Raw genomic sequence first — 16,788 nt, forward strand, 5'->3', positions numbered from 1 at the left:
ACCAGCTTTGATTCCTCCCCAAAACAATCCGGTGAATTCCTCATGAATTTCAAGATCTCCACGGTTGTGGCTCTCGTTTTTGTCCTCTTCCAAACCGCTTCGTCGGCCCAAGGTCAGGCCCCCGCGGAGCGTTCTGATAGCAAACCGATCCAGGTGTTGCTCATCACCGGCGGCTGCTGCCACGACTACGACTTCCAGACCAAAGCAATGCAGTTGGCCGCGAAAGATAAGTCGCTTTCCGTAAATTGGACCGTCGTGAATCAAGGAGGCAAGGGAACGAAGGCGATGATCGACTTCTACAAGAACCCCAAGTGGTACGAGGGATTTGATGTTGTCATTCATAACGAGTGCTTCGCAGATACAGATGACCCAGAGTACATCCGTGGTATTACGAAGCCACATCGAGAGGGAGTGAACGCATTGGTGATCCACTGCGCCATGCACACCTACCGCTCCGCAGACATTGACGATTGGCGAGCGTTTCTCGGGGTCACCAGCCGCCGACACGATCACCAGAGTGAGTACCCCGTGACCGTCACAGCACCGGATCATCCTACGATGAAAGACATTCCGAAGGACGGATACCGATCGGCTAAAGACGAGCTGTACATCATTGACAAAGTCTGGCCTACAACAAAAGTACTGGCAACTTCGAAAAGTGAACGAGACGGGAAGGAGCATCCTGTTTATTGGGCCAATCACTATGGCGAAGCCCGCGTTTTTGGAACCACCTACGGTCATTCCAACGAAACCTTTTCTGACCCGGTTTTCTTAGCCACCATCGTGAACGGCATCCGATGGGCCGCCGGAAAATAGCCATTGAACTCCGTTCGAAATGCTGTTTTGCAGCAAGGACTCCGATTGGAGTTTTCCGCCGAATCAACCGATGGAATACGGCAACGGAAACCATTTTCGTTTCAGCGATCGATTGCGATCGCTGTCTGTTGTACCGTTTCGATCTGGTCTGGTTTTCGTCTTTTTCGGCGGTGGACCGACGAATGGTACCTATCTTATAGTCGTGCGGGGTTTGTCCCCTACGGATACCATGAATCTCAATTTGCGCCTGTTGGAAGTCGGTTAGTCATTGTTGTCTCCGGACTGGGCGTATTTCGTGGAGACAGGTCCTGAGGGGTTGCGGTTGGCAAAATCGGATGGTTCCAATCCGCAACGGTTCCTCAGGTGGTTCGATGGCCACGGTTGCACGTGCATCTTTGCCCCGAGCAACAGGTATCTGGCGTCCGCCACTGGGAGTGGACGAGTTGCCGTTTGGGTGCGTCGGGATCCCTCCGATTTCTGGGTAGTCAGTCTTTGGAGCATTGACTTCTGGTTGGCCCTTTCGGCCACCCTCTTTTTGCTTCGTCAAAAACTGGGGACGTCAAAAACTGGGGACACTCACCAAAAGTCTACCCCCTAAGCACTGGGGACACTCATCAGAATCTGGGGACAGACACCAGGGGTGGGGGTGGCCCCCCGGAGGAGGGGGGTGGGGGCGGGTTTTGAGGGGCGCTTGGGGGATTGGAGGCCGAAGAGGGGCGAAAGACGGGTTTTGGGGCCGTTTTTGGTCAGGTGGCGCGCAGCGAGAACCCTCGTGCGGGGGGAGGTCCGCACGGAATGCCAAGAAGAAGGGGGATTGGGGGATGCTGATTCCGGTCAACGTCGACGGCAAGCGGCAAATTGCGTCGCTGGAAGCGTCGACTATCCGCCTGCGGACTGAATGACCTGCCGCTAGGTACGACCTTGGTATTGCGGACAGTAATACTGCCGCTTCGTAACGAGCGTCCTGGCTTCCTTCATGCTACGCACTCCGCCGGCCGCTAAAGAGAACATCCGGCTGAACTGGGTCGTGTAATCGATCCAGCGCGCTGGATCCATGTTCAACCTCTCTAACACCGGGGGTACCTCCTCCGGTGTGAAGCCTTTCTTCCCTTCCTTGATGATCCGGGCGGTTGCATCCAACAGCTGGATGTAGCTCATCGAAGATAGGGGAACCACTCCCTTGTCACTGCACCGCTTCTGCGTCTTGCTCGGCTTGCTCCCCGCACTCCCTTTCTCATCCACCAGCTCGATCGGCGCTAAGTACGCGTCGGGCAGCCGACGCTGCCACAAGACTGGATCTTCGCCTGACGAGCTGGATTGCTGGGACCCTCCCTCCTGCAAAGCCTCCGGTGGCGGAACCTCTGTTCCTAGCACTTGCGTGAGCGCGGCGATCCGCTTGGCTACCGACGTGTGCTGGGAGCCCTCCAGCGTCTTGGTAACCTGGGCTCGGATGGGATTCAAATCGACATAGCTCATGCAGCCTAATATGGCCTCGTCATCGAGCAACCTCATCGACTTGAACCGGCCATTGAAGAACCGACCGGTCTCTTGGAGCTCCATATTGGCTCGCTTGGCCACCCGCTGGCAAAGGATGCGCATCCACCACGAGATATCGCTGAGCCGGAGCCGGATCTCTTTGACCTTCTCTGGCTTGGTGCGGATGGCGTCAAGCTCCTTCTGGTTCGGCTCCGCCGGACTCTTGTCTTTGTTCTTTCTCTTGGGACACATCAACATCCAGCGCCTGGCGACTTCGGTGTCGTCCCACTCTTGGACTATGTCGGGGCGGGATCGCAAGACCGAGTGGAAGTGATTGCTCATGATGGCATGACCTAAGACGTCGATGCCAAAGTACTGGGCCTGTTCCTCGATTTGCTTGGTGATCCAGAGACAGCGATGGCTGTAATCTTTGCGGGTCAGAGCATCATCGCCGAGCAAGTAGTACTTGCGAACAATGGTGGCGATGGTGTGGACGGTCGCGACTTCGTCGGGACGGTAGATATCGGCGCGGGCGGTGCGCATGATCTGAATTCCTTGGGCGAAAGGGAAAACATCGGCAAAACAAGGGGCGATTCATTCGGATTGCCGTGCACGATCCTGTGCGAGCGATCTATTGGAGCGTCTCGAGATCCCACCTACAAGAGTGGGGAAGAGGTGCCAGCAGGAAATTTTTCGGAACCAAAAACTGGGGACACTCACGCGTACTGGGGACACTCACCAGGATGGGGGAACAATTGGAGTGTCTCGGGATCCCCATATACATGGGGTGGGGAAACGTGCCGGGGGAGTGATTCGATTACAATTAAGCCAGTGCGATTACAAATTTCACACCCCGAGGAAGAATCATGCCCGATGATCTTGTCACGAAATCCTTGTTCGACTCTGACGAATTGGTCGCGCCGCAAGGTACCGACGGTCCTTGCTTCGACGACACCGATGCGCTACCGTTCGAAGTTGCGATACCTCCTATTCGGCTTGTTCCGAAAGAAGATCGCGAGCCCTATCTTCGACTTGCCCTTATTGGCGGGGTCGGACCTCGCACGCTGGCGGCTTTGGTGCATCACTTCGGTTCGGCTCGCGATATCGCGAACGCAACACTCCAAGATCTGGGGAAAGTCAATGGAATCGGCCCAAAACTTTCCGCGCTGATCCGAGATGGCATACAAAGTGACTTGCTCGAACGTGTCCAGCAGCACTGTGTCGAGCATTCGGTTCAAATTCTCGTGCCCGGTGATTTCGCTTTTCCTCGTATGCTTCTGGAGTTGGAAAACCCTCCCCTCTTTCTCATGGTCCGAGGTAAGCTTCAAACGAACGACTCGCTGGCCATTGCCATGGTCGGAACACGTCATTGCACCAGTTACGGTGCAACGATGGCTGAGAGGATTGCCAAGTCGCTTGCTCGCCAAGGCCTCACCATTGTCAGCGGTCTTGCCCGAGGCATTGACGCGATATGCCATCGCGCAGCAATAGAAGTAGGGGGGAGAACGATCGGAGTATTGGGTAGCAGTGTTACCGAAGTCTATCCACCCGAACATGATATGCTCGCGGACGAAATCACGTCGCACGGTGCCATCCTAAGCGAGACTCACCCGTTTTCGAAACCAAAGGCCGGTGTCTTCCCTCAACGCAATCGAATCATCAGTGGCTTGAGCTTAGGTGTGATCGTCATTGAAGCAGCCGATCGATCGGGTTCGTTGATCACAGCCCAGCACGCAGGGGAGCAAGGTCGGGATGTCTTCGCAGTTCCGGGTGCAGTCACCTCGCGTATGTCCCGCGGTTGCAATCGTCTCATTCGAGATGGGGCCATTCTCATCCAAGACGCCGACGACGTCCTTGAACATCTTGGCCCTCTCGTCGAAGGTATAGAGCTGGAGAATGGGACAAGGGTGTCGCATCCAGCAGAACTGCAACTAAATGAAATCGAGCAAAAAGTGTTGCAATGTATCGAGTCTCTCCCCACCGACATCGACAGAGTGGTTCTCAATTCAGGATTACCCGTATCGCGCGTACTCAGTACACTGAGCGTCTTGCAAATGAAGGGTCTGATCAAACGGCCTTCGGGTAGAACTGTTTCGCGCTAGTGGGATAATCGAGATGAAATTCGGAATTGTCGGAACCGGAGCTTTGGGAGGATTCTACGGAGGACTTCTCGCTAAGATCGGTCAGGAAGTCCATTTCCTACTCCACTCTGACGTCGACTTTGTTCGGGAGTATGGTTTACGCGTAGATAGCAAACTGGGGGACTTTCATATTCCTCAAGTCAACGCCTACAGTAGTCCGGAAGAAATGCCCAAGTGCGATTGCATCATTATCGCCCTGAAGAGCACTCAAAATCACCTCCTTGAGAAACTCATCCCGCCTCTCATGCATCCGGACTCATTGGTCTTGGTTCTTCAGAATGGATTGCATGTCGAACAGAGAGCTCGAGAAGTGGCGGGCGAAGGGCGCGTCGCCGGTGGTTGCTGTTTCTTGTGCTCAAACAAAGTCGGGCCTGGTCACATCAAGCATCTGGATTATGGCAAAATCCTCATGGGCCCCTACCGCGGTATGAATGACGACGAATCCGGCCCGAATATGGAGTTGCTCAACCAAATCTGCCAGTTGTTCCGCCAAACAGGGATCGAATGCAACACCACGGAGAATCTCTCTCTAGCTCGCTGGCGGAAGCTTATGTGGAACATCCCCTTCAATGGGCTTTCGGTCATTCTCAATGCCAGCACGGATTCAATCATGCGCCACCCCCACTCGCGCGCGTTAGCCGAATCGATTATGTCCGAGGTTCGAGAGACCGCAGTCCAATGCGGCCACTCGATCGAAACTGATTTCATCGCCTACATGATGGAACATACGGACGAAATGGTTCCCTACGATAGCTCCATGCGACTGGATTATCTGGCTGGCCGTCCAATTGAAGTCGAAGCGATTTACGGTAACGCGATCCGCGCTGCAGCGAGAAAACAAGTCTCTGCACCGCTAATCTTGGCGATGTATCGCCAACTTCATTTCCTTGCTGACAAACGCGTGAATGCCTGAGGGAGCTCCTGAACGGTCGTTTGTTGCTGATCGCTGTTAGTCAAAACGCTTCTTTATCGCTAAAAAGTGCTTCTCAAAGCAGTGATACGAGACCCACGCGAGAGCAAACGTCAAACTGAACAGAATCAAGACATACATCGAATAAAACCAAATGGGTAAGGATTCGGTTTCCGGTACCAATTGCAGTACGGACGATGCGGGTATCAGTGTCACCAATGGCAACTGAATGACGTACATCCCATAGCTATACTTGCCCAGGGCCCTTAACGGTGACCAGCGGGCGACACGATTCCATATGTCGAATTTGGATCGATGCATCATCCAGTAGAGGACGCAGACAAACAGCACTGGAATGAGGGTATTCGGGATGGCAAAGTACCGTTTCCCTGTCCAAACGATTGCGATCCCCATGACCAACAGCAAGGGAGCCATCATCGCGGCTGCCGTCATCATCCATCGAGCACGGTAGATTGCATGGATGGCTATCGCAGCCATCCCTCCGAGACACAAAGCATCGGACCGAAAAAATGTGTGGACATCCACGGCCACTCCATAGTCCGCGTCCCTGGCCAAAAAGGTCCTTACCACAAGAACCAACACAACCCAGGCGAGACAGATCCTGAATAATCGCTTCGGTGCGATCCAGAACACGATCGCCGGCCAGATCAAGTAAAAGTGTTCTTCGACCGCCAACGACCAAAAATGATCGAGTGGCCCAAAACACCACTCGTTCAGCCAAGCCATTCGAAGATTGGAAACGTACGTCCACAAATAGACCTGCTCCCCTGCAGGAATTTGAAAAGACGACGGCCCCCCAAGAAGAGGTGTGATGTACAGGCAAAGGACCAATGCCAAGAAATAGAGGGGAAAAATACGAAGCGCCCGGCGAGCCATGAAGTTGCGAAAGTAGTGAGGTCTATCGCGCGTGCGGAGCAAGATACCGGTTATTAAAAAACCCGATAACACAAAGAAGAGATCAACCCCTCTCTCACCGACAGGTGACAATCGCTTGATCCAAGCCAACGCCGTGCTCGCCGTCGGATCGATTTCCTTGCAGTAACGGTACAAGGTAACGATGAGAATCGCAAAGCCGCGAATCCCATCCAACTCGGGTAGGTGCAGTCCCTCGTTCCATTTCACGGACAGTTCGCGTGTGCTGTCTTCCTCGAGAGACTCGACCATTGCGTCCTAGCGACTAAGAAATGCTGATGCTGTTGGCTTCTGTGGAGAGTCGGTCTAGCATGGATTGCAATCTTTCCCGAAGTTGTTTCATCACAGGATCTTCCTCACCCCGTGGGACGCGTTCGGTCGGAACCTCAATCGCCTCGTCGATCTCGATGATCGCCTCGAGCGGGCCATGAACGTTCGCTCGATCGGTGAGGTCCTCTTCCAATCGCTCGATCGTTTCCAGGATCCGCGTGTCCATTGTCGGGGCAACGAGGTAATCCACTGGATACGAGGCGATCTGCTGCGCCAAATAAATTTGCGACAGCTGAATCCATCGGCGTTCTCGCTCGGATTCCGTAATCTCTCCTGACGCAAGCTCCGGGACGATTTTCATTCGAAGCGATTTAATCCGCGGAATCAGCCCATTTTCCGGAAATGGCCTCCCAAGCCACTCCACTTCTAAAGGACTTAGAAGATGGTCGATCAACCGTTGCTGTCGCTCTTCAAACGTTCCGGTCTGCGAACTTCCCAGATACTCGATCTCCTTCAAACTCAACATGGCCTTCATCATTCGGTGGATCCGTGCGAGCAACGGCGTCTCCTTGAGTTTGATCCAAGTCAACCGCTTTTCCAAAGCGTCCAATGTTGGATCAACCGCTTTCGCCAAGTCACCGTGAAACACGTATTTGATCGCCACAGGGTGAATCACCACCTTCCCACCACCGTCTTTCGATCGCCTTTTGGCAGCTGTGCGAGCCATGAATGCAACACCATCCAGCAGCGGTTGCAACCGATCATTGGTACGGAACACCGTTCCCTCAGGAAAGACTACCAACGGCCGTTCGGTCCCAGACAAAATCTCCACGGCCAAATCAAGCGACTGACGGTCGAGACCTTCGCGATAAACGCTGAATGCCCCCATCGTCGAAATGGCCCAACGCTGAAAACGAGATTGCTCAAACAAATGCCAACTCGCCATCGCATAGAAAAGCGTTTGCGCTTCCTCCGCGACATAGCTCATCACCAAGGGATCCGCGTACCGACAATGGTTCGGAGCGAGCAGAATCCCATGCCCAAGCCGTTTTGATTCCTTCAAATGATCGATACCGTGGAGCCGCACCGAAACGACCCCCTCCACTTTTCGCAGGTATCGCTTTACCAGCCCTAGCTTCAGAATCGACCAGGGCAGCCAATTCCCTCGGTGGGGAGGTACAAACTGGTATGGCTTCTCAATAATGATGTCTTGCATCGCAACCGTATTTCTCATGCAACGAGGCGGGGAACCACCCAGGCATTTAACCAGAGCGAACGAAGCTCAGCTGCTTCAGCGGAAAAGCTTACCACGCACAGGAGTCGGTTTGTATTCGTGGTCGCGCTTTCGAAGCACCTTGGTTTCGATGATGAAGTCCGGGTTTTTCTGCTCTTTGCTCTCTTCCTCATCGGCTAGATTCATCTGGCGAAACAGAGACACATTCTCCATCCCCTCGATCACACGTCCAAAGACCGTGTACTTGCCGTCCAAGTGCTCGAGTGTTGTGAAAGCGATATAAAACTGGGAGCTTCCGCTATCAGAATCCGGTCCACCATCTTTCGCCCCCAGCGCGATGGCGCAACTCCCTCGCAAATGCGGACGATACGACTCCGAAGTCACCTCTCCTCGGATGGTATAACCGGCGTCCCCTGTGCCATCCCCTTTTTCGCAGCCGGTTTGTGCCACCATGTGCTGCTCGACCCGAAAAAACGCCTTGCGGTTGTAGTACCCCCGTTCGGTGAGATAGATAATATTCGCAACCGCCTCGGGAGCATCGTCTTCAAAAAGTTCGATTACAACCCTCCCCTTCGACGTCGCCAGTTCAATCCTCGGATTATTATCCCGCTGGCTCTCCTCCTGCCGTTTCGCTTTCTCCTTTTCCCAAACCTCTTTCATGCGAGGCAAGTTGCTGAGGAACAGAAGCTGCGATTCGACTAATTCATGCTTCTGCTTTAGCAACTCTCCCGCAGCCATCGCCAAGTCGTATTCTTGATTCGCGATACAAGCTGACACGAGTTCCAATAGAAGCTCTCCATCCAAAAGGTTCGGATCCAGTTCGAGCATTGCCGATAGCGAAGTCTTCCAAACATCAACGCGATCAAGCTGAGCATCGAATAAGAACATCTCTTTCAGCGAGAGCCCGAGAGATGCGTACTTTTGTGGATTGGCAAGGTACGTCTTCGCGCATTGCTCAATCCAAATGCGACGGGCCTTGTGGCAATTCGAGAGAGAGGAATTCCACAGATCATCCAGTTCCTTTTGTTTCGCTTCATTGATCTCGTAGGCCAGCGAATGCCGATTCATGGCCATAATCAATTCCGTCACAGCCTTCTGAAACTCGGCGTAGGCTGCACGATAGGCTTTGGCTTCCTCTGATGTGTCTTCATCCGGTATGAAGGCGAATCGCAACTCTCTCGCCTGAGCCTCGCGCGACTTCGCCTCCGCTTTCTTTCGATCGAACTCCGCTCGCTGCTCGGGAGTCATTTTGGCCTTCAACGCGCGCTCCTCGCGGGTCTCTTCCCCTAACGCGTGGGAATGTCCAGCATGATCGTGACCGGCGTGATCGTGACCATCCCCCAGCCGTACACTGCCGTCGTCCCACCGAATACTAGGCCGTGTCGAGTCGACTGTCGGGGGCTGGGTTTGCGCACAAACCGAAGAAGCGGGCAAGAGTATCATCCCCCCCACCCATGCCACATAACGGCAGCTCCGGGTGACAAAAGCCAAGCTTCCGCGGCTAGCGTTCGAGGTAAAAGGAATCGTGTTTGGCGATGGACGGAGGGAGCGAATCAAGGTTCTGAACATCCAGAAGACTCTAGTCAGGGGGTCGGATTGGGTTACGATCATATTCTAAGTTCATTTGTCGATTCTGTCCCGCGAGTAGAAATCCCTTGGAAAAAACAAACCTTCGAATCATCGGCGGAGAATTTCGATCGCGAAAGATCCAATTCGCGGTCGACCCGAGAACTCGGCCGATGAAGGATCGAACACGCGAAGCAGTCATGAACTTGTTGGGAGGTACGCTTCCGGAGTCGATTGCGTTCGATCTTTTCGCAGGGACCGGTGTTATGGCATTCGAGGCTCTCTCGAGGGGCTCCTCCGCCGCAGTCCTATTCGAGATCTTGCGAGGAGCCGCCCAGGACATTACCAACAATGCGAAGACCCTTGGCGTGGACGACAGTTTGGTCGTGATCCAAAATGACGTTTTGCGATGGAGCGCTTCGATGGACCGAAATCTGCCGATGCTCCGACTTCCCGAGCTGCCTTGGGTGGTTTTCTGCTGCCCTCCGTACGCACTTTGGGAGGAAGATCCTGACGGGATGCGAACCTTGCTACAAAACTGGTTGCGAATCGCCCCGTATGGATCTCTCTTCGCGATTGAGCTGGAGGAACGCACTCCCCTCGACTTCCTCCCCCAAGAGCTGGAGTGGGACGTTCGCACCTACAAACCTGCTCGCATGGCTATTGGTGAAAAATATCCTCCAACGCAAGAATCCTAATCATGCGTCGCCAGAACCAGCCCCCAGCATTTGATTCGCAGAAGCCAGCATTGCATTCACAGACGATCGGAAAGTCCTGGACGGACACTCTTTTCTTTCTGCTTGCACTTTGCCTCACATCAAACTCACTTGCCCAAAGCCAGCCACCCTCAGAGCCCGCTCGCCCCTCTCCAATCCAGAATTCCACCCAAACGACCGACGCGATCGAGAAACTGGTTCTGGTAGGAGAAGGGACCATTCCCATCCTCATCTCCGCACCGCATGGAGGAACTTTGGGGGTCCCTGGCGTCGCCCCCCGCGAAGGGAAAGGCCTCCAAACCGGCCCGAGTGGCTTCTTTGTCGGCCGTGATGGTGGAACTCAAGAACTAGCCATGGAGGTCGTTGACGCAATTGCTGAAGAGTTCGGAGAGAAGCCTTATTTCGTTATCTCCGCAACACATCGCAAATACCTCGATCCAAACCGCCCCTCCTCAATCGCTTTCGAGAATGAAGAAATGCAATCGGTCTACGATCGATATCACCGTTCGATGGCGAAATTCACAGAAGAAATCCTCAACCAGTACCAGCAAGGCCTACTGCTCGACATCCACGGCCAGGGATCCCGTCGCGACACCGTCTTCCGAGGAACCAGCAACGGTAAAACGGTCAGCCGATTGATCCGCGACTATGGTAGCGCATCGCACAATGGAAACGAAAGTTTCTTCGGCTTATTAAAGTCCGCTGGCTGGATCGTTCACCCAGATCCCTTCGACGGAAAAGAGCAGGCTGGGTTCACGGGCGGTTACATTGTCCAGACCTATGGAAGTCACCAAGCCATCGGAATCGATGCCATGCAGCTTGAATTGGGGGCTGTCTACCGAACCAAAGAAAGTAGATCTCGAATTGCCAGTGAGCTTGCAAAAGCAATCGTCCAATACAGCAAACTCTACCTTCCCAAGTGGAAACCCCAACGCCCCCAGCCAGCCACCACGGAACGTTAGCCCCCGCGCCTTACCAACCGGTCGACGCACTACGGCTCCTATAATGCATCCTGCAATGCGTTTAACAAGTCGGTGCACTGCACCTGCAATTGCTGACGATGCTTTGACTGGCTCGCGAGAACCAAACAATGCCGCAGCCCCCGCATCCGGCTGATCCGCGGATAGAGATCGTAATTCTGCCTCGATACAGGAAAGATCTCTATCACTTTGGTACCTGGCGATGCGAAAAGCAGATGGGCCAAAGCTGCACCATGCAAGGCGACAATCGATTCCGCTGAAGAGACGAGTTCGATTTGGGATTGGATAGGCAACGCTTCAAAGTCGTAACTCTCAAAACCTTCGGATCGCAACCGCATCTCGATTTCTTGCTCGTTGATCAGATTCCGGTGCGAAGCCTTTTTTCTGCTGATGTAGATTTTCTTAGACGAACGCTTCGCCAATTTCCCATTGCGTTGAATACGGGCGGCGAATTCGCCGAGCAGATGCGATGTCGGCTCATTGCACCACAACAGTTGATCCGGCTGAAGATGGAGGTGGCTATGCGGTTGAATCCACTGCGAAGGCTTCGTCCCAAGGAGCTGAAGTATATCCCTTTGGTACGCGCTCTGATGATCGACGATAAATGTCATCGCTCCCTTCGATTCGAACTGCATGGCGGCCAAGGCGCGGGGAGCTACTTCGGTGAGCCAGTGAAAGAAGTTGTGGCAACTGCAGTTGTTCATCGAGATCGCAGTCCCGGGAATGCGTTGCGGTCGCGGGATCGAGCGTCGCGCCGTGAGGTTTCCTCGTTGGCGATGGATCCAATGCCGGGGGTCAAGCATCGAAAAAGACTTCACACCCTCGACACCGTATTTCCCCATAAACGCCGTTTCACGGATAGCGCGGTGATCCGATGAGACAAGGCATCCATTTCGGCCAACGCAACCACCGCCAGGTAAAACATAGAGTGATTGCTCGTGTTCCAGCACCCCAGTTACCTTCCACTCGCGAACGCCACGATCAAAAAAGGCTTTGACTGTCGTTTCTGGTACTTCGGTAGATCCAGCCAGTACCATTTTTTTGCATGTCTCATCCAATGTCCCGAAGGTTTTCGGTGCGGCCTCGCGCGGAAGCCAGGGCATCAAGCTAGCGGCAGGGATGAGATATTTTTTGTGCCGAATCAAGCGATTGGCAAAATCGAGCGGATCATACTCCTTCATGCCCATCCCTTGATAAGCGGGTCAACAGGTTGAATGGCAATGGCAACTGTACAATCCACCCATGAGCCTCAGTTATTGCGAGGTTTGGCGAATTCGCCACGAAGAAACTCTTTAACCTCGCGAAGCACAGGATCCCATTCGCCGATAGCCGTCTGACGAAACACCCGCATCGTCGGGTACCAAGGAGAATCAGAGCGATACTGGAGCCAGCGCCAATCGGGAGTGAAACCAAGCACCAAACAGGTTTTAATACCCATACCACCAGATAGATGCGCGAGAGACGTATCGCTGGTGACGACGTAGTCCAAGGCATGCAGAATGGCGGCCGTATCCATAAAGGCACCGCTCGATTGATCCACTTCCTCGGGCATGCAATAGATAATCTTTTTACCTTGCCATTGTTGAAGCTGTTCCGTTCCTTTGCCTTTCTGCAAGCTGATCAATTGCACCCCCTCTAGCTCGGCTAGGCATTCCATCGATTTCAGAGGAAAGGATCGAAACATATCCGCTTGATGATCCGGATTCCCTTGCCAGTTCAGCCCGATTCGAAAGGGGGAGGGAGGGATAGCTCGCTGCAAGCCGTTGGCCCAAAAGGAAATCAAGTTCGGCTTTGCAAACAGATATGGGACTTGTGAAGGTATGTTGCTGGCTTCGATGCCAAGGATATCCGCAACATCGATCAGAGAGCAGTGGTAATCGAAAGGTGATTCGACTTGTAATGAATTGGGAACCAGTTCCCCGATCCCTTTGCATTGCTGAAGAATGGCTAAGAGTTGGGGTTGAATGTGGAGAATGGTTCTCGCGCCCTTTTGACTGAGGATTTCGGAGAATCGAACGAAGTGGAGTGTATCCCCGAGGCCTTGCTCGGCGTAAAGAAGAATCGTCTTTCCTTCGAGTGACTCCCCATTCCATTTCGGCTGTCGGTAGCGGTGTTGGATAGCTTCCGCGCATTGCCAACGGTAGCGATATTCCTTCCAACCCTCTTGGAAGTTTCCTTGCAAGAGATGGATCACGCCGAGGTTGCGATGAAGTTCCGCATCATGCGGATTGAGTTGCATGGCTTGATAGTAGTACTCAAAGGCCAGATCGATTCGGCCCGTCCAAGCATGGAGGGTGCCTCGATTTCGTAGAGCATTGAAGTATTGCGGCGACTGATCCAATGCGTTTTGAAACGCGGCATCCGCATCGGCCACGCGCCCGATGTACCGCAAGGAATTTCCCATGTTGTTCCAAGCGATTGGGAAGTTGGGTTGCAATCGAATCGCATTCTCGTAGGCTTGGACCGCTTGTTCGTAGCGACGCAAATCATGCATGGCGATCCCCCAGTAGCACCAGGCGTTCGCGTGATTCGGTTCTCGTTGCAACACATCCCGATAGATTTTCTCTGCCTGTGCCGCGTTCCCTTGTTGGTGAATTTTCCAAGCGTGTTGGAGCGTTTCTTCGGTGGAAGGCATAATCTAAGTGACAGAATCTAGGTGACAGAGGGTTGAGGAAGCTTCGCGGGCCGCGTCGATTGCTGGACAATCTGGATCCTACCCCCCCGATTCGAACGATTGCAAGACGGGTCGAGTTGGAGCCCTCTTCCCTGACTTTCACGAAACCTATCCATCGAAAGGGATCCTGTGCAGCGACAATTGATCTTGATGAGGCACGCCAAAAGCGACTGGAGCCAGCCAGGCCTCAGCGACAAGGAGCGACCGCTCAACGCGAGGGGTCGTGCTGCGGCGCCTCGAATGGCACACTGGCTTTTTGAATGGATCCATTCGCAGAATCGCCGCGTCGATCGCGTCCTCTCCAGCACTTCGGTGCGCACGCGGGAGACTTTGGAAACCATGCGGGATGCTTCGAAGTTCCCTAACGATCTGAAGGTCGAGTGGTTGGACGCACTCTATCTCGCCGAGCCACGAGTCATTTGGGACTCCATTCGATCAGCTTATCACAGCCACCCCAACGAGGAGAGTTTGCTGGTTCTCGGGCACAATCCAGGCATGGAGATTTTAATGAGCGCCTTGGCCGGACGCGACTTGGAGGTCCCAACGGCGGCGATTGCTATCTTTGAATCCCGTCACGATCGCCCGATTGGAGAGCTTGTGCCTGAGATCGAGTCTGGAAGTTGGAACTTGCTGGCATTTCAGACACCCCGCAGCTTATCCTCTTGAATGGTCTTGGACTGGCTCGAGCCCTTTTGCTAGACTCCGCGCGAGAAGCGACGACGCATTGGAAGCGCGCGCCTTAGTCGATCCCTCAATGCACGGTCTTTCGAACTGCGCCGCGGTTCGCTGGACTGCTCTGGAGTCAAAGGAATGAGTCAACAACCCAAAGTTTGGTTAACCGGATGGATTCGTAGCAACTTGGCATGGAGCCGTTGGGCTTCGATTCCAGTCGCTGCAATCGTGCTGTCCGTCGCAGGTCCAACCGCTTCTGGCGTCGATGTCGACCCACAAGTTTCCAAGGCGTTGGGATACAAGCCAAGGCAGTCGAGTGTTTTGTACGACCAAGTGGCCGAAAAAGATGCGGAAGGCTGCACCAGTCGCTACGAGTCGAAGAACGGCGTCGATGGCCTAACGGTATTCGGCCCCAATGGTCAGATCCTTCGCCGATTCAACGATGCAAACGGCGACCGACAAGTAGATCAATGGTGTTACTTCAAGGATGGTATCGAGGTCTATCGTGATATCGACAGCGACTTCAACGCCACAGCCGATCAATATCGCTGGCTGGGAACGGGAGGAACGCGCTGGGGAATCGATAAAAACGAAGATGGAACCATCGATTCCTGGAAAATGATGTCGCCCGAAGAGGTGACCATCGAGTTGGTAGAAGCGATCAAGGCTAAAGATGAAGACCGCTTCCGCCGCTTGCTCCCCTCCGAGCAAGAGATCAAGCAAATGGGGCTTGGCGAAGAAAAGGCCAAGCAATTAGTGGAACGAGTTCTCGCGGCCCGAACAGGATTTGCCGAGTTCGTGCGCTCCCAAAAGTTGGTCCAATCCACGACAAAATGGGCTCACTTTGCAGCCGACAAGCCCGGTGTAGTGCCCGCAGGCACTGACGGTGCAACGCAGGACGTGGTCGCTTATGAGAATGTCATCTCCATTATCGATAACGAAGGAACCAGCCAACAACTAATGGTTGGAACATTGGTGCAACTCGGCGCAACGTGGAAATTGGCGGACCTTCCAAAAACGGTGAGCGACGGGGCAATGATCGCGGAGAGTGGATTCTTCTTCCCCTCGACGGTCGCTGCAAGCGGTCGGCCAGTGACAACGCAGGAAGGATCTGGTGGGTTGACTGGCGAGATGCAGTCCCTCCTCTCCGATTTGGAGAAGATCGACACCCAGATCCGCGCTGCCGTTGGAGACACCAGCAAGCTATCCGAACTGCACGATGAACGAGCTCAAACCATGGTCCGCTTGATCAATTCATCGAAGGGTACATCGGAGATGGAGCTTTGGGTAAGGCAGTTTGTCGACTCGGTTAGCTCAGCAGCGATGCAAGGTGAGTATCCCGAAGGTCTTGAGCGATTGCAGTCTTTCGAATCCCAATTGCCCAATATCCCAGGTGGCAGGGATCTAATGCCCTACGTCGCATATCGAGTCCTGACGACCGACTACCAAGTCAAGAGCTTGGGCGAAAACGTGAACTTTGCCAAACTCCAAGGGGACCACATGGAAAACTTGGAAGCGTACGCCGAGAAATACTCCGAGAGCCCGGACGCAGCGGATGCGATGATCCAGATCGCTCTCAATCACGAGTTAACCGGCGAGGAGAAAGAAGCCCAAGTTTGGTACAAGAAGGTAGCAGACGGATTCCCTTCCACGAATGAAGGGAAGAAAGCGTCCGGTGCGATCGCCCGCTTGAGCTTGGAGGGACGAACCTTCAGCCTTTCCGGCAAAACGCTGGACGGCAAAACATTCGACAGCAAGCAGTTCGCTGGAATGCCGGTCGTCATTCAGTACTGGGCGTCATGGTGCGAGCCATGCAAGCAAGACATGAAGAAGATTCGCGAAGAACTGGCGAAGAACCCCAAGGCGTTTGGGGTCGTCGGTGTGAACCTGGACTCCGATCGGGAGAAAGCAGCGACCTCCATACCCGCCGGCTTTGCCCCCTGGCCTCACATCCACGAAGGGAGCGGCTTCGAGAGCGATCTCGCCGTTGGGCTCGGCGTGTTGAGCGTCCCGGTTACGATTCTGGTCGATCGAGATGGCAAGGTCATCAAGCGCGGCGCGCACTTCACCCAAGATATGGAGGACGCTCTCAAGGCGTTGACCGAGGGTGCACCCAATGCGAGAGCAGCCAAGCTTCCTAACACGAAGCCAGCCCCCTCTACCAACAAATCCAACGCGAAAACTCCGTCGGCCTCCCCGACCGGCCGCCCGGTTACTACCCCTAATAATCGCCCCGCCACCGGCAACACCGGTGGACAACGCCCCCCCCAAAGACCAGGTTCGCCATCTGGCAAGTAAATTTGGGGGTTGCCGAATCGTCTGGAGGTGGGTACGCTCTTCCCCTCCAATTCCAAGCAACGTAACAGAAACAACATTTTTTGGAGCTACTGCTCGTGGGTG

13 protein-coding genes are annotated in these 16,788 nt (G+C 54.1%); 7 read left to right on the plus strand and 6 right to left on the minus strand.

The window, feature by feature from the left end:
* Positions 1-42: 42 nt before the first annotated feature.
* On the plus strand, positions 43-816 hold the full coding sequence (locus tag SH467x_RS06705; RefSeq protein ID WP_482370505.1) for a ThuA domain-containing protein: 774 nt from the start codon (positions 43-45) through the stop codon (positions 814-816).
* Between the two features lie 909 nt (positions 817-1,725).
* On the opposite strand, the gene SH467x_RS06710 is transcribed toward SH467x_RS06705, so the two are convergent.
* Positions 1,726-2,835 (minus strand): transposase, encoded by a 1,110-nt coding sequence (locus tag SH467x_RS06710; protein WP_482368902.1) that lies wholly within the window; start codon positions 2,833-2,835, stop codon positions 1,726-1,728.
* Positions 2,836-3,158: 323 nt separating this feature from the next.
* On the opposite strand from SH467x_RS06710, the gene dprA reads away from it, so the two are divergent.
* The gene (dprA, locus tag SH467x_RS06715) at positions 3,159-4,394 is read left to right on the plus strand and encodes a DNA-processing protein DprA (RefSeq protein WP_482370506.1); all 1,236 of its coding nucleotides are present in this window, start codon (positions 3,159-3,161) and stop codon (positions 4,392-4,394) included.
* A gap of 13 nt (positions 4,395-4,407) precedes the next feature.
* Positions 4,408-5,346: a putative 2-dehydropantoate 2-reductase gene (locus SH467x_RS06720; protein WP_482370507.1), complete on the plus strand. Its 939-nt coding sequence runs from the start codon at positions 4,408-4,410 to the stop codon at positions 5,344-5,346.
* A gap of 36 nt (positions 5,347-5,382) precedes the next feature.
* On the opposite strand, the gene SH467x_RS06725 is transcribed toward SH467x_RS06720, so the two are convergent.
* From SH467x_RS06725 to SH467x_RS06735, 3 genes are all read right to left on the minus strand, one after another.
* The gene (locus SH467x_RS06725; RefSeq protein ID WP_482370508.1) at positions 5,383-6,528 is read right to left on the minus strand and encodes an acyltransferase family protein; all 1,146 of its coding nucleotides are present in this window, start codon (positions 6,526-6,528) and stop codon (positions 5,383-5,385) included.
* Between the two features lie 13 nt (positions 6,529-6,541).
* Positions 6,542-7,762: a 1-acyl-sn-glycerol-3-phosphate acyltransferase gene (locus SH467x_RS06730; protein WP_482370509.1), complete on the minus strand. Its 1,221-nt coding sequence runs from the start codon at positions 7,760-7,762 to the stop codon at positions 6,542-6,544.
* A gap of 75 nt (positions 7,763-7,837) precedes the next feature.
* Positions 7,838-9,349, minus strand: coding sequence for a peptidylprolyl isomerase (locus tag SH467x_RS06735; RefSeq protein ID WP_482370510.1), 1,512 nt, complete (start codon positions 9,347-9,349; stop codon positions 7,838-7,840).
* An 86-nt stretch (positions 9,350-9,435) separates the two neighbouring features.
* Here SH467x_RS06735 and SH467x_RS06740 point away from each other — a divergent pair, with 86 nt between their 5' ends.
* Both SH467x_RS06740 and SH467x_RS06745 read left to right on the plus strand, forming a co-directional pair.
* The gene (locus tag SH467x_RS06740; RefSeq protein WP_482370511.1) at positions 9,436-10,044 is read left to right on the plus strand and encodes an RsmD family RNA methyltransferase; all 609 of its coding nucleotides are present in this window, start codon (positions 9,436-9,438) and stop codon (positions 10,042-10,044) included.
* 2 nt (positions 10,045-10,046) lie between these two features.
* A complete protein-coding gene (locus SH467x_RS06745; RefSeq protein WP_482370512.1) occupies positions 10,047-11,024 on the plus strand; it encodes an N-formylglutamate amidohydrolase in 978 nt (325 codons plus the stop codon).
* A 38-nt stretch (positions 11,025-11,062) separates the two neighbouring features.
* Here SH467x_RS06745 and SH467x_RS06750 read toward each other — a convergent pair whose 3' ends face one another.
* Together SH467x_RS06750 and SH467x_RS06755 are read right to left on the minus strand one after the other, a co-directional pair.
* Positions 11,063-12,223 carry a glycosyltransferase family 61 protein gene (locus SH467x_RS06750; protein ID WP_482370513.1) on the minus strand — a complete coding sequence of 387 codons (1,161 nt, stop codon included), beginning with the start codon at positions 12,221-12,223 and terminating at the stop codon, positions 11,063-11,065.
* A 68-nt stretch (positions 12,224-12,291) separates the two neighbouring features.
* A complete protein-coding gene (locus tag SH467x_RS06755; protein WP_482370514.1) occupies positions 12,292-13,677 on the minus strand; it encodes a tetratricopeptide repeat protein in 1,386 nt (461 codons plus the stop codon).
* Between the two features lie 168 nt (positions 13,678-13,845).
* Here SH467x_RS06755 and SH467x_RS06760 point away from each other — a divergent pair, with 168 nt between their 5' ends.
* The gene (locus SH467x_RS06760; RefSeq protein WP_482370515.1) at positions 13,846-14,382 is read left to right on the plus strand and encodes a SixA phosphatase family protein; all 537 of its coding nucleotides are present in this window, start codon (positions 13,846-13,848) and stop codon (positions 14,380-14,382) included.
* Positions 14,383-14,526: 144 nt separating this feature from the next.
* Entirely contained in the window at positions 14,527-16,686 is a 2,160-nt protein-coding gene (locus tag SH467x_RS06765; protein WP_482370516.1) for a redoxin family protein, read from the plus strand.
* Positions 16,687-16,788: the final 102 nt, after the last annotated feature.

This window comes from Brakhagea slesvicensis (genome assembly GCF_052161625.1).
Taxonomy (GTDB): domain Bacteria; phylum Planctomycetota; class Planctomycetia; order Pirellulales; family Pirellulaceae; genus JBKCUI01.